The 13,540-nt window shown below is 64.4% G+C and carries 15 protein-coding genes; 9 read left to right on the top strand and 6 right to left on the bottom strand.

All coding sequences use genetic code 11. The annotated features are described in order from the left end of the window. Nucleotides 1-4 precede the first annotated feature (4 nt). Nucleotides 5-3,157, top strand: a complete 3,153-nt coding sequence (locus H6955_03160) for an efflux RND transporter permease subunit (protein MCP5312528.1) — start codon at nt 5-7, stop codon at nt 3,155-3,157. A gap of 44 nt (nt 3,158-3,201) precedes the next feature. Here H6955_03160 and H6955_03155 read toward each other — a convergent pair whose 3' ends face one another. Next, nucleotides 3,202-3,570: a GNAT family N-acetyltransferase gene (locus H6955_03155; protein ID MCP5312527.1), complete on the bottom strand. Its 369-nt coding sequence runs from the start codon at nt 3,568-3,570 to the stop codon at nt 3,202-3,204. A 124-nt stretch (nt 3,571-3,694) separates the two neighbouring features. Then, nucleotides 3,695-4,624, bottom strand: a complete 930-nt coding sequence (locus H6955_03150) for a LysR family transcriptional regulator (GenBank protein MCP5312526.1) — start codon at nt 4,622-4,624, stop codon at nt 3,695-3,697. A gap of 38 nt (nt 4,625-4,662) precedes the next feature. Here H6955_03150 and H6955_03145 point away from each other — a divergent pair, with 38 nt between their 5' ends. The 8 genes from H6955_03145 (at nt 4,663) to H6955_03110 (ending at nt 8,512) form a co-directional block, all read left to right on the top strand. After that, nucleotides 4,663-5,100 carry a tautomerase family protein gene (locus H6955_03145; protein ID MCP5312525.1) on the top strand — a complete coding sequence of 146 codons (438 nt, stop codon included), beginning with the start codon at nt 4,663-4,665 and terminating at the stop codon, nt 5,098-5,100. Between the two features lie 260 nt (nt 5,101-5,360). Then, a complete protein-coding gene (locus tag H6955_03140) occupies nt 5,361-5,867 on the top strand; it encodes a hypothetical protein (GenBank protein ID MCP5312524.1) in 507 nt (168 codons plus the stop codon). A 96-nt stretch (nt 5,868-5,963) separates the two neighbouring features. Next, nucleotides 5,964-6,266, top strand: coding sequence for an antibiotic biosynthesis monooxygenase (locus H6955_03135; GenBank protein ID MCP5312523.1), 303 nt, complete (start codon nt 5,964-5,966; stop codon nt 6,264-6,266). A 69-nt stretch (nt 6,267-6,335) separates the two neighbouring features. Then, on the top strand, nt 6,336-6,785 hold the full coding sequence (locus H6955_03130; GenBank protein MCP5312522.1) for a GFA family protein: 450 nt from the start codon (nt 6,336-6,338) through the stop codon (nt 6,783-6,785). 78 nt (nt 6,786-6,863) lie between these two features. Then, nucleotides 6,864-7,274 (top strand): gamma-glutamylcyclotransferase, encoded by a 411-nt coding sequence (locus tag H6955_03125; GenBank protein ID MCP5312521.1) that lies wholly within the window; start codon nt 6,864-6,866, stop codon nt 7,272-7,274. A gap of 102 nt (nt 7,275-7,376) precedes the next feature. Continuing rightward, a complete protein-coding gene (locus H6955_03120) occupies nt 7,377-7,712 on the top strand; it encodes a glutaredoxin family protein (protein ID MCP5312520.1) in 336 nt (111 codons plus the stop codon). Between the two features lie 63 nt (nt 7,713-7,775). Next, nucleotides 7,776-8,042 carry a hypothetical protein gene (locus tag H6955_03115; protein MCP5312519.1) on the top strand — a complete coding sequence of 89 codons (267 nt, stop codon included), beginning with the start codon at nt 7,776-7,778 and terminating at the stop codon, nt 8,040-8,042. 68 nt (nt 8,043-8,110) lie between these two features. Further along, nucleotides 8,111-8,512: an acyl-CoA thioesterase gene (locus H6955_03110; GenBank protein MCP5312518.1), complete on the top strand. Its 402-nt coding sequence runs from the start codon at nt 8,111-8,113 to the stop codon at nt 8,510-8,512. A 76-nt stretch (nt 8,513-8,588) separates the two neighbouring features. On the opposite strand, the gene H6955_03105 is transcribed toward H6955_03110, so the two are convergent. From H6955_03105 to H6955_03090, 4 genes are all read right to left on the bottom strand, one after another. Then, complete coding sequence (locus tag H6955_03105) at nt 8,589-9,011, bottom strand: hypothetical protein (protein MCP5312517.1); 423 nt, start codon at nt 9,009-9,011, stop codon at nt 8,589-8,591. A 135-nt stretch (nt 9,012-9,146) separates the two neighbouring features. Continuing rightward, nucleotides 9,147-11,411: a hypothetical protein gene (locus H6955_03100; protein MCP5312516.1), complete on the bottom strand. Its 2,265-nt coding sequence runs from the start codon at nt 11,409-11,411 to the stop codon at nt 9,147-9,149. 155 nt (nt 11,412-11,566) lie between these two features. Further along, nucleotides 11,567-12,460: a hypothetical protein gene (locus H6955_03095; GenBank protein ID MCP5312515.1), complete on the bottom strand. Its 894-nt coding sequence runs from the start codon at nt 12,458-12,460 to the stop codon at nt 11,567-11,569. An 11-nt stretch (nt 12,461-12,471) separates the two neighbouring features. Continuing rightward, nucleotides 12,472-13,524 carry an MCE family protein gene (locus H6955_03090; GenBank protein MCP5312514.1) on the bottom strand — a complete coding sequence of 351 codons (1,053 nt, stop codon included), beginning with the start codon at nt 13,522-13,524 and terminating at the stop codon, nt 12,472-12,474. Nucleotides 13,525-13,540: the final 16 nt, after the last annotated feature.

The raw sequence follows: 13,540 nt of genomic DNA, 5'->3' as shown, positions 1-13,540 counted from the left end.
CGGCATGAAAGGTTTCACCGATCTGTTCATTCGGCGCCCGGTGCTGGCGGTTGTCGTCAACCTGCTGATCCTGATCGCGGGTCTGAATGCCTGGCACACCTTGAGCGTACGCCAGTATCCACTCAGCGAAAACGCCTCGGTGCAGATCTCGACGGTCTACGTGGGCGCCAGTGCGGAGCTGGTACGCGGCTTCATCACCACGCCGCTGGAGCGTGCGATCGGCGCGGCCGAGGGTATCGACTACGTCGAGTCGAAGAGTCTGCAGGGTATCTCGATCATCACTGCGCGGCTCAAACTCAACTACGACTCGACCAAGGCATTGGCCGATATCTCGTCGAAGGTCGATCAGGTACGCAACGAGCTACCGGCCGAGGCCGAGGTGCCGGCGATCAGCGTGCAGTCCGCCGACTCGGAGTTCGCGGCCGCCTATCTGAGTTTCTCTTCCGACATCCTGTCGCCGGAGCAGATCACCGATTACCTGATCCGCGTGGTCCAGCCACGCCTGGCCGCGGTCACCGGCGTGCAAAGGATCGAGATCTTCGGAGCGCGCATCTTCGCGATGCGGATCTGGCTCAAGCCCGACCGCATGGCGGCGCTGAACGTCAGCCCGGCGCAGGTCAACGCTGCGCTGGTCGCGAACAATTACCTGGCCGCGATCGGCAGCACCAAGGGGGCACTGGTGCGGACCTACCTGGCGGCCAACACCGATATGCACAACGCCGAGGATTTCCGTCGCCTGGTCATCTACCAGAAGGACGACACCATAGTGCGCCTGCAGGACATCGCCGATGTCGAACTCGGTGCCGAGGACTACGACACCCTGGTGCGCTATTCGGGCCAGACTGCGGTGTTTGCCGGGGTCTTCCCGCAGCCGAATGCGAACATCATCGACGTGATAGGCGGTGTGCGCACCGAGCTCGACAAGCTCAAGCACGACATGCCGGCCGGCCTCGACGCGAGCATCGGCTATGATGCGTCCGAGTACGTCGCGAACGCGATCCGCGAGGTCACGGGTACACTGGCCGATACCTTGATGATCGTGGTTGCGGTGATCTTCCTGTTTCTCGGTTCGGTACGTTCCGTGCTCGTCCCGGTGATGGCGATCCCGGTGTCGCTGATCGGGGGCATCTTCCTGATGCAGACGTTCGGATTCACGCTCAACCTGCTCACGCTGCTCGCAATCGTGCTGTCGGTCGGCCTGGTCGTCGATGATGCCATCGTGGTCGTCGAAAACGTCGAGCGGCATCTGCGCGAGGGGCGCAGCCCACGCGAGGCCGCATTGCTCGGGGCGCGGGAACTGGTTGCGCCCATCGTGGCGATGACCCTGACGCTGGTTGCGGTCTATGTGCCGATCGGATTGCAGGGCGGTCTGACGGGTGCGCTGTTCCGCGAGTTTGCGTTCACACTGGCCGGTGCGGTCGCGATCTCCGGCGTGGTTGCGTTGACCCTGTCGCCGACGATGGCCGCCAAGCTGTTGCGCAGCGCGCAGGACGAGGAACGCGGTCTGACTGGCTGGCTCAATCACCGGTTCGATCGCCTGCGCGACGCCTACGGCCGGGTACTGGGCGGGACGCTCAGGGCCAGACCGGCGGTCTACCTGGTCTGGGTGGTGATCAGCCTGCTGACGATTCCGATGTTCTCGTTCTCGCCGAAGGAGCTGGCGCCGACTGAGGATCAGAGCGTGCTGTTCGGCATCATCAATACCGCGGCCAACGCGACCACCGATCAGAATGCCGTTTATGCGGAGGCTGCCGAGCAGATCATGCTCGATGTGCCCGAGGCGGCGCTGACCTTCCAGCTGCTGTTTCCGCCGTCAGTGGGTGCCACCCTGGGCGCGGACGGTTTCAGCGGCGTCGTCGTGAAACCCTGGGAGGCGCGCAACCGGACGGTCACCGCGATGGTACCGGAGGTGCAGGCCAAGGTCTCGCGCATCCCGGGGATCCAGGTATTCATCACGACACCGCCGGCACTGCCCGGCGGCAGCAACTTCCCGGTGGAATTCCTGATCACCTCGACCGCCGATGCCGAACGTCTGCTCGAGTTCGCACAGGCGATCCAGCAGAAGGCCACGGCGAGCGGGCTGTTCGCGTTCCCGCCGGATATCGACCTGAAGTTCGATCAGCCCCAGGCGACCCTGGTGTTCGATCGCGACAAGCTGGCATCGCTGGGGCTGCACCTGTCGCAGGTGGGTGCCGACCTCGCGGTCGCGACCGGCGGCAACTTCGTCAACCGATTCAACATGGACGGTCGCAGCTACAAGGTCATTCCGCTGGTGCAACGCAGCGACCGCCTGAACAGCGAGCAACTCGGCGAGATCCATGTGGCCGCACCGGACGGTGAGATGGTGCCGCTGTCGTCGGTCGCCGACATCGAGCATTCGGTCGTCGCACGCTCCCTGAATCGGTTTCAGCAGCTGAACGCGGTGAAGCTGTCCGGCATGAGTACCCGCACGCTGGACGATGCCCTGACCTTTCTCGAACGGACGGCGCAGGAGGTGCTGCCCCCCGGCTATAGCGTCGACTACACCGGCGAGTCGCGCCAGCTGCGAACCGAGGGCAACAAGTTCCTGCCAGCGTTCTTCCTGGCCGTGCTGATGATCTTCCTGGTGTTGGCCGTGCAGTTCAATTCGTTCCGCGATCCCCTGGTGATCCTGGCCGGTTCGGTGCCGCTGGCGATGTTCGGTGCCTTGATCTTCACCGTGCTGAAGATGCCGGACCCCAACATGACGTACTGGACCAACGGTTGGACCACGACCATGAACATCTACGCCGAGGTGGGGCTCGTGACCCTGGTCGGGCTGATTGCCAAGAACGCGATCCTGATCGTGGAGTTCGCAAACAAGCTGCAGGAGCAGGGTGCGGACAAACTGACTGCGATACACCAGGCCGCGATGATCCGCCTGCGCCCGGTATTGATGACCAGTGTCGCGACCATCGCCGGGCATTTCCCACTGGTGCTGGTGACTGGCGCCGGCGCTGCGGCGCGCAACTCGATCGGTCTGGTGCTGGTCGGTGGCATGGCGATCGGCACGGTCTTCACGCTGTTCGTCGTGCCGTCTCTGTACATGCTGATGGCCAAGGACCGGCATGGAGCGCCCGGCATCGAACCGGCACCGGCGATCGGCGCGCACGCAGAGCCGGTCGGCGCAGACGATTGACGCGGTGTTGCGCGGCCGGACGCTCGCGCACCGGAGCGCGCCGACTATTCGAGCTGCTGGACGAAGTGATAGCCGGCCTTTGTCATGCCTTCACGCGCATAGAACCGGTGTGCATCGACGCGTTGCATGCCGGAGTCCAGGTGGAGTTGCCGACATTGGTGTTTGCGTGCGTGTTCACGCAGCCACCGCAGCAGCGCGGCGCCGTGGCCCTGTGACCGCTGCGCGGCCGCGGTCACCAGGTCGTCCACATAGAGATGGCGCCCCCATGCCAGGTTCTCGGCGATCCGAAAGCCCGCCACGGCGACCGGTTGGGTACCGCTGAGCAGCGCGGCCAGGCGGTAGCCGGAGGTCGACATGTCGCGGACCTGTGCAACGAATCCGCCGACATCCAGATGTGGACGCAGCTCGCGCATGACAGGAAAACACGCGCGAATCGCCTCGTCGGTCGTTACCAGATGGATGTTCACCGGCTTGTCTCTCCTCAATAGATCGTGTCGGCCGAAGCGGGCGCGGAAACCGGTGCGCCGATTGGCGCAACTAGGGTCGGGTGGCGGCGGACGCTGGCCCGCGGTGGCGCGTGGATCGGTCGTGCCGCCCCCGCGGAATCAGTTCTTCCGTCAGGGTCATGCGCAGTCGCTCAAGCATCTGTTCGTCGATCGCACGGGTCGACAACAGCACCAGCTCGACGTCCGGCAACGGTGGCAACGCATGCTCCAAGATCCTCAGATCCGGCTCCAGCCAGCGTTCGGCGCGTGCGCCGATGCCGAGTCCGGCGCGGAGCGCGGCGCGCATGCCGGAAAGACTTGGCGTCGACAGCGCGATGCGCCAGCGGCGGTCGATTGCATCGAGTGCGTGCAGCATTGCGTTGCGGAAGACGCAGGGGCCGTTTGGCACCACCAACGGCAGCGGTTGCGTGTCGTCCAACCGCAGGTTCGGCGAGGCCACCCAGACGCGCCGCAGGCGGTCTATCACCTCGCATCGGACATCTCCGGGCAATGTCTGTCCCGGGTCGAGGAACGACACCGCCAGATCCAGTTCGCCACGGTGGATCAGATCGAGCAGGCGGAGATTCGCATCCACGCGGACCTCCAGCGTGACCCCCGGATGCAGACGCGTGAAATGGGCGAGTATCTCGGCAAGGCCGCCGTCGGCCACCTCTTGCGCCGAGCCGAGGCGCACGCGTCCCTCGAGCCGGGTCTCGTCCAGCGCGGCCAGGGCTTCGTCGTTGAGTGCGAGCAGTCGCCGCGCATAGCCGAGCAGCAGCTCACCCCGTTCGGTAAGGGTCACGTGGCGTGTATTGCGCGCCAGCAACCGTGTCGCCAGCCGCTCCTCCAGGCGCCGCAACTGCTGGCTGACGGTCGACTGGGTACGGTGCATCCGTTCGGCGGCCCGGGTGAAACCACCCCCATCCACGACGGCGACGAAGGTACGCAGCAGTTCGAGTTCAAGGTCGCGCAATATATTCATTTTTACGATTAAATAAATCCAAATAATTCATTTATAAAATGTTCTCGGCCAGCTTAACCTCAACGTCATCGTCGTCAAGGAGAACCGCTGTGCCTTACATATCCGTCCAGCTTCAACCCAGACCGACCGAACGCCAGGCCGCGTTACTGGCCCGTGGCATCACCGAGGCGATGGCCGAGGTGGCGCACAAACGGGCGGACGTGACCGCCGTTCGTATCGGCGGCGCCGACGCAGTGCTTTGGAGTATCGCCGGACGTCCATGCGACGGCGTGACCGCTTACGTGGATGTCAAGATCACCGCCGGCACCAACAGTGGGAATGAAAAGGCGACTTTGTTGCGCCGACTGCACGCATTGCTGGCCGATACACTGGGCGGACTCGCCGAGGCCAGCTATATCGTGATTCACGAAGTGCCGGGTGAAGACTGGGGCTACGCGGGAGTGACCCAGGCCGACAGGGCGAATGGCCTTCATTAAACCCGCGTTCTTTGTCGACCGACGTATCGCGGCAGGCTACGGCTTCGGGTACGGTACACATATACTTGACCTTGAATACGCCGCTGATGGGTTACCTCGTTTCGCTGTCCACGGGGTCTTGAGTCAGCGTCGGGAAGGAAGGAAAGGGACGCCCGGCATGCTGCACGGCCCTGTGCGTGCGGATTGCGTTGCAGCGCAGATGGAGCCCCGACCCGGCACGACTCGACGTTGGCGTTGGCAACGATGAAGAGGAGACGAGCATGGATCCAGTCACGGCGGTGTTCGCGAGTTATATCGATCTGGTGTCGGACCGCGCAATGCAGGATCTGGCCGCCGACGGCGCAGGCACCCAGTCCGTCGTCGTCGAACATCAAGGCATCCGCGTGCCTTATTCCTACCAGGACTGGCAGGTCCAGTACCCATCGGTGTGTGACGGCCTGCGATCCTACGCGGTCGTATTCTCCAGGTGCACGGTCGCGGCGCAGTCGCTGTTCAACGAAACCTGCACCTACCTCCAGGAGCACCCCAGCGATTATGCGGGCTATCCAAAGCTCAAAGACATGTACTGTCATGCCGCGTTGAGCTACCAGTCGTCCTCGGCGGAGATCAGCTGGTCCGCGCAGCGGACCAAGGTCGACGAGGCGCGCGAACAATGCAATCTCGCGGTCGCCCAATACGCGGCGGACCGTACCGATGCGCGCCGCATCGAGAAAGAAACGGCATGCAAGCGCTATCATGCGCTGCAGGCGCAAGAGGCCAAAAAATAATCGGGAGCGTCGGTCGGTCGCGGCAGCTGCCGTGCCGCCCCATACAGGCACAGCGCACGACGACTATTCAACCACCGCTGGCAAGAGAGCGTCTCGATGATCGTCACAGTGTTCCGGTCCCGGCTGAGACCCGAGGCCATCGACGAATACACCACGTGGGCCGGACGCATGAACGCGCTGGTGAAGACGATGCCGGGGTACCTGTCGCACAAGGTGTTCACCGCGGAGGACGGTGAGCGCGTGACGATCGTGGAATTCGAGTCGGACGCGGCCCAACAAGCATGGTCGTTGCACGCCGAACACGCGAAGGCCAAGGTCAAAGGCTGCGAATCCTTCTATGCCGAGTATGCGCTGCAGGTGTGCACCGTGGTGCGCACAACGCGGTTTCCGACGGATTGAATGTCATCGATGGGTCGACGAGAGGTCGCCGGTAGACTCGCGTCGATACCGGCAGCGTGAGGCGGAAGCATGTCTGACTACCCGATAAGCGGGCGCTGTCTGTGCGGGCAGGTCGCCTACGAGATCCGCGGAAACCTGGGGATCTTCCAGTACTGTCATTGCTCGCGATGCCGCAAGTTCACCGGTAGTGCATTCGCAGCGAATCTGCTGGTCGCGCCGGACGATTTCAGTTGGTCGCACGGAGAGCACCTCGTCAGGCGATTCGAGCTGGCCGAAGCCAAGCACTTCGCGACGGCCTTTTGTGGTCATTGCGGCTCATCCCTGCCGTGGTTGGCGCAGACCGGCAAGGTCGTGGTCGTTCCGGCAGGGACACTCGAAGGAGATCCGGTCGTGCGACCGATGCAAAACATCTTCTGTGCATCGCGTGCAGTCTGGTTCACCCAGCCGGACACACTGCCGGAATTCGACGCGCTGCCGGACAAGATGCGTCCTGCGCCACGCAGACGAGACGGGCCCTAAGCCGGCACAACAGCACCCGCTGTCGCAAGGCCTCTGCAGCGCGTATCGCGCTATGTTTGATGAACAGGGAGGAAGCCGATGGACAACTCCGCGGACCGCTTGGTGGACGTTTTCTTTTACGGGCTCTACATGGACCCGGAGCTGCTGCAGTCCAGGGGCGTGACGCCACGCAACCCCCGCACTGGCGTGTTGCCGGGTTATCGATTGCGTATTGGCAGGATGGCGACGCTGTTGCGGGTGCCGCACGGCGAGGCGCATGGGATCGTCTACGCCTTGACCCATGAGGAGCTTAACAGCCTGTACTGGGGCGCAGGCCTGGACGCCTATGTGGCTGAACCCGTGACGGTGCGTACGTCCGCGGATGGCAGTGTTGCGGCATTGTGCTGCAATCTGCTCGTGCCGCCGGACGACGAAGAGGAGAATCCAGCGTATCTGGGCAAGCTCAATCAATGTATGACCCGACTGGGACTGCCGTTGCCGGGTCTGTGACCGGACGCCGGCGACGATCTTCGCAGCCCGGCGCAAGATCCATGACAATCGGCCGAAGCCACAGAGCAGGAAGACTACCGAGGCCGTGGGTCTGAAATCGCGATGCGCAGAGTTTTGTTTCTGGTCGTCGTTCTGGCGGCCGTTCAACACTGGGAAAAGATCACCATGCTGTTTCAGCCGGCACCCGAGGCTGGCACCGCTGGCCAGGCGGACGTGATCATGTACGGTGCGCAATGGTGCGGCTATTGCGCGAAGGCACGCGCTCTGTTCCGTGAAAAGCGCATTGCGTATTTCGAGTACGATATCGAACGCTCTGCAGAAGGCAGGCGCCAGTACGAGGCACTGCGCGGCAGCGGTGTGCCGTTGATCGTCGTTCGTGACCAGGTGATTCGCGGGTACAACCCACGCCTGATACTCGCGGCGCTGGACCAGCGATGAAAGCCGTCGGCGACCAGCGGGGTCGACGGTGGTCACGAGCCGAAAACGGCGGCGGGGTGATGAATGATCAAGAGAAAACTGTTGTTGACGGCGGTGATGTTGTTCGGTGCCGGGGCCCTGTTCGTCGTGAGCATCTACTTCGGCTACCGAGCTGTGACGGCGCCGAGCGATCTCTACGGTATCGGCGCGGGCGTGGGACGGGGCATGGGTTCCACGGAACAGCAGTTCGCGCTGTGGAGCCTGATCGGAGCGATCGCGATCGTGGCGTTCGTCAGACGATACTGGCGCACCCGTGGTGGCGGACGTTCGTCGGAGCGACGGGGATCTTGAGGGGCCTGTCGGTCATGTGTCGTGGTCGACGCATGTAGCGAGCCAATGGAGATCTCGCAGTGAACACGGTGTCATCACTCGGAACCTACGAGATCGAGGTGACGGTCGATGCCGCAGACATCGACCTGATGGGGCACGTCAACAACGTCGTGTACCTGCGCTGGGTACAGCAGGCGGCCACTGCGCATTGGTATGCAAGTGCCACGGATGCGCAGCGGGATGCGCTGCTGTGGGTGGTCGCGAAACACGAGATCGAGTACAAGCGGCCGGCACTCGAGGGAGACACGGTCCGGGTGCGGACCTGGGTGGGCAAGGCCGGTCGGCGCCTTTTTGAGCGCCACACCGAGGTGATCCGCAAGGCCGACGGCAAGCTGCTGGCGAGGGCGCTGTCGCTATGGGCGCCGGTCGATCGCCAGAGCAAGCGCCCGGTCACGCCGGGCCGTGACGTCTACGAAATGTTTTCGCAGTGATGCCGGTTCGCCATCGGTGTGCCTGGCGGACCAATGTTCCGCCGTGTGCGGTGCGCCCAGGCCGCGTACGCTGCGATCAGTGTTCCTCTTCGACGTCGTCGACGTCGAGCTGTCCACTCAATCGACGGCGGATGTGTGACCACGACATCCCGGTCGCGAGCACCGCCGAGAGCAGCACGAGGACGACATAGGTCAGCGCAGTGACATTGTCGGCCGCCAGCCAACCGCGGTCGATCGCCAGCCACACCAGGGTGCCGAAGAAACCGCCGGCGAGCAGCAGTCCGAGCAGACCCAGCGAGCGCAGCGTGGCGCGGACGAACATCACCCAACCGATCAACAGCACGATGCCGGCCAGCGCGACTAGCGGATCGAGTTGCTCAAGGCGCTCTCGTGCCCAGTGATAGTACGAGTAGCCACTCGGATTGTAGGTTGCGAAGACCAGTGCCAGGGCGGCGATCAGGCGCCCGAGGAAGCTGGTCGCAGTGAATCCTGCTGCCATGTCAGATAGGTCCCGTCTCGGTATTGGCTGAATAGACCGCGCAGCATAGCGCACGGGTTTTGTCGGAATCCACCCAGCTGGGCACGCGGCCGCGTTGCGCGGCCGTGTGCCCCTGCGAGTGGCGAAGACCCTGCCTCAGGATGCCGGCTTGGCCGGTGCGGTATCCGCTGCCGGTGCTGCGTCTTTTGTCGCGTCCTTGTCGGTCGGTGCAGCCTGCTGTTCGGTGGTCTCCCCCTTGTGCTGCATCTTCGCCCACCACTGGTGGATATAGCCTTTCTGCCACAGGCCGCCGACGATCGCAAACAACACCAGCAGGAACAGGTAGGTCTTCCATGGCCGCTTCTTCTCCGCATAGGGATCGCGCATCGAGCGTTGCGCGCCCTGCGGCAGTTCGGCGGTACCGGTCAGCGAGGTTCCAAACGGGATGTTGATCCGCGCCAGCGTATTGACCGCCCAGCCATTCGCGTCGAGGATCGGCGCCAGATTGCGGCGGCGCAGCTTCATGTAGGCGATCAACATCGCGGGGCCGGAGATCAACAGCAGCAGACCGGCGATCGCCAACGGCATCTGCCACAGCGTCAGGCCGAGAAAGCCGGTCAGTACCGAGGCGAGCGCGGTGCCGATCGCGCCGACCGCGAGCCCTATCGCGGCGAAGATCCCGGCGAACTTGCCGATGTCGAACGGTGTCGGTGGCGCCTTGCCGGACTGCGCCGACGCCGACAGGTCGCCGACACCCTTGGCGGCGCTGGCCTCGACTGCCTTGTCCTGCGCGCCGGCAAACTTCTCGATCTGTTGCGAGATCATGTTGCCGATGCGCTTGTAGGGTGACCAGAACGCCTGGGAGATACTGATCGGGTGTTCGATCAGCTTGACGATGGTCGCGTCCCAGTCGTTGCCGTCCCGGTCGTAGAACACGCCATTGCGCCCGACCATCAGGTTGTCGGCGTCGCCGCCAGTGAACGCCGCGGCGATCGTGATCTTGTCCTCGCCGCCACGCCGACGGCACTCGCAATACGCGAGATAGGTCTGACTCAGGGTCGCGAGTGCGCTGTGCGCGGCGATGTCCTTTACGAAAACACACAACTCGCAGCTGCGACCGTCGAGGTACAGGGTACCCGCCTGAAAGATCGCCGACATATCCGGTGTGTAGAAATCGCGCAGCGACACAAAGTTGTGCAGCAATGTATCGAGGTGGCGATAGTAGTGCACCAGGCGGTCGACCGAGCTGATCGCCTCGGCCTCGTCCGCGAGTTTCTTGTCTTCGGCGATCAGGTCGGTGATCGCCGCCTGTACACCGGTGTCCATCAGTTCCTTCACGCGCGCCGCACCGAGTCCGGCGACCGCATCGCCACGGTGACGTGCCTGCCACGCCGAATGCGCCGCGAAGCGCGCGGTGATGTCTTCCCATTGTTCACGGCTCAGCGTATCGCTCTTGCCGAGCAGCGGCACCACGACCTGTTTGTGGAACGCATCCAGCGCCGCCGCCCAGCCGGGGTTTACGTGCTCGGTCAGCGACAGCGGCTGGTCGGCATCGGCACGTGCGACCGGGAAGGCCGCCAAGGCTTCGTCGGCAGCGGACAGCGTGGTCAGTTTCAGCGCGCTGTAATCGGCCTCGCCCGGATTGAGGAAACCCGCCGCCTGCTGGTCATAGGCGACCAGCCGGGCACGCGTGAAATAGTCGTCGATCTTTGCCTTGACCGTACCGAACACCGCCGCGGCCGGTTCGGTCGCATCACCGAGGGGGCGTACGTTGTCGGCGTCCGCCTCGGCTTCGCCCCACCACTCGAGGAACGCCTGCGCTTCGGTGGAAAAGGTCTCCAGCAGCTGTTCGGAGATCCCTTCGGCGCCGCTGCGATCCGTCTCCGAGCCGACGCTCGCGATGATGTCCTCGATCGCCTTGGCGATCGCCTCGTCGGCGGCCGATGCCGGTGGCACCACACCGTCGCCATTGAAGCGTGTCTCGGCAAAGATCTTCGCGGTATCCGCTGTCTCTTCTGCAGTGATCGCCGTGGTGTCGGCCTTGCCGAGGTTTTGCAGCACGCGCTTCGCCGAAGCCAGTAGCTGGCGGCCCTCGTCGTTGCTGTCGTCGATGGCGTCCAGTGGCAGCGCGTCGGACTCGTTGAACACCTCTGCCGGATCCTTCAGCACGCTGCACACCCAGCGCGTCGCAGCGAGCACCTCGGGTACGCGTATCCGTCCATCGCCGTCGCTGTCGAGCATTGCCAGCGTACGCTCGTCGAATTCGACGCCGGTGGTCGGACAGCTCAGCGCAGCCCACAGTTTCTGATCGAGTTCCGACAGGTGCCGGAGATCGTCTGCCGAGTTGATGATGACCTGGTCGAATCCCCCGAGCCGATGGAAACGCCAGCGATGAGTCGACGTGCGCGGATCCTGCGCCATGATAGTTTCTCCCCAGTAACACTTGTTATTGATTCCCCACCAGCGGGCGAGGTGGCGACACGCTGGGCACTATCGCGCAAACGCCGTTGCTGTGGAAGGGTATGTGTCGCAGACATGTGATGTGTCGCCGCAAAACGTTGCGGCCACAGGAACGGTCAGTCGGCCGTCGAACCGAGTGCCCCCAGGCTTGTCTCGGCGTCACGCAACAGGGCCTGATCGCCGCTGCGCCGGGCGAGGTCGCGGGCACGCTCCAGCCAGGCGCGGGCCTCGGGTGCCGCACGTTGGGCCGCGCTTCGCCCGGCGCGCAGCAGGTAGGCGCCGGCCCGCGCGGACTGTCCGGAGGTCTCGGCGATGTCGCCGGCGCCGGCCAGCGCACGCGTCATCCCGCGGTAGTCGCGTTGCAGCGCCCGCTGCTCCACCAGCTGGTCGAACTGGTCGAGTGCCTGAGCCGCGTCGCCGCGCAACGCGGCGAGTCGTGCGCTGAGTTCCAGCCGGTCGGCTGCCACGGCCGGCGCCGCGCCCTCCGGTATGGCCGCGAGATGATCGGCAAGTGCCACCGGATCGGCGCGACCCGCGGCGATCAACCCGGCGACAAAATGTGCGCGTGCACTCGTGTCCGGCGACAGTCCGGGGACCTGCAGCAGGCCGGACAGAACCGACGCCGCGGCGCGGTCGTCACCGGCTCGGTAATGGATCGTCGCGCGCAACAGCTGCAGCTCCGGATCGGCGCCGAGGCCTCGTCGGGCGCGTTCGGCGTCCGCGCGGTCGACCTGATCCAGCGCCGCCGTATACCGACCCAGATAGGTCTCGGTCAGCGCGAGGTTGAAGCGGGTGTCGATGATCGAGCGGGCGTCGTCGGCGGCCAGCGCGAGTTCCAGCGCCGCCTGGTAAAGCGTTGCGGCCTGGCCGTACTGGTCCTGCGCAAACGCGAGCTGGGCCGCGCGACTGATCGACTGGCGTTCGTCGGGCGGTGGCGTGGCCGCCGGCGGCTTGCCGGCGCAGCCCCAGGTCAGGATCGCGGCCAGCGGTACCGCGAATCGCCAGTGCATGTACCGCCACCTCATGGGCGCACCGCACCGGCCGGCAGTCGACCGTCCCCTGGTGCCGCATCGCCACCACCACCGAGCAACCAGTTGTTGCGGAGCTGACGCAGCAGTGCGTTCAGTTCGACCAGCGTTTGTTGGGTCATGCCGAGCAACACCGGCACGTTGGCGGTGGCCACGCTGACATCCTTCGTGATCTTCGGCAGTTGTGGCGATGTCTGGCGGAGGTCGACGAGTACGTCGTCAAGCGAGGCCAGGATCGAGTTGACCCTGCGGTTGATCGCCGGCAGGTCCTTGGACTGGGCGTTGATGGAGCTCGACAGGGCCGCGATCTGGTTCGCCGTGGTCTGGATCTCGGCAAGGATCGGACCGAAGGCGGCCATGGTCTGGTTGGCGCTGCTCAGCAGGGCGTCGAAGTCCTGCGCGGTACGGTCACTCGACAGCAGGCGACCGAGCGAGCCGTCGCCCCGTTCGATGCGTGCGGTCAGTGCGCGAACGTCGGTCAACATACCCTGTAGGTGGCCGTCGGGATTGGCGAGGCTCTCGGTCAGATCGGCGAGGGCGGTGATCGCACGTTCGGTCTGTGCAAGGATGGGCATCACCCGGCTACGCACGTCCTCGAGCATCTCACCGATGCTGTCGGTCGGCGCGCGGTCCTGCTCGGCACGCAGCACCGCGTATTCCCAGTCCATCTCCTCACCGTAACCACGGGTGATGTCGAGGTAGGCGTCTCCGGCGACTCCGAAGGTCTTGCGGATGATCGCCTTGGAGTCGCGCCTGACGAACGCCGCCATGTCCGGGTCGATCTTCGCCTCCGCATGTATCTTCTCGTTGGGATCGATCACGATCTGCGTGACCTTACCCGCCTGCGTGCCGAGGATCTCGATGTCGGCGCCTTCACGCAGTCCGAACAGGCCGGCGTCCGGCAGTACCAGTCGCAACTGTTTGCTCGGGTTGAGCCATTCCCGTACCGCGTTGGCCTGCAGCAATGCAAACACGAACAGTGCAGCGCCAATCACCACGAAGGCACCCAGCATCACGCGACTGAAGCGTTTCGAGCGGTCCGCCACCGGTCAATCCCCGTGC

It is taken from the genome of Chromatiaceae bacterium, assembly GCA_024235395.1.
Lineage (GTDB): Bacteria > Pseudomonadota > Gammaproteobacteria > Chromatiales > Chromatiaceae > Thiosocius.
Note: the sequence above shows the minus strand (reverse complement) of the source record. Positions and strands in the feature narration are given on the sequence as shown.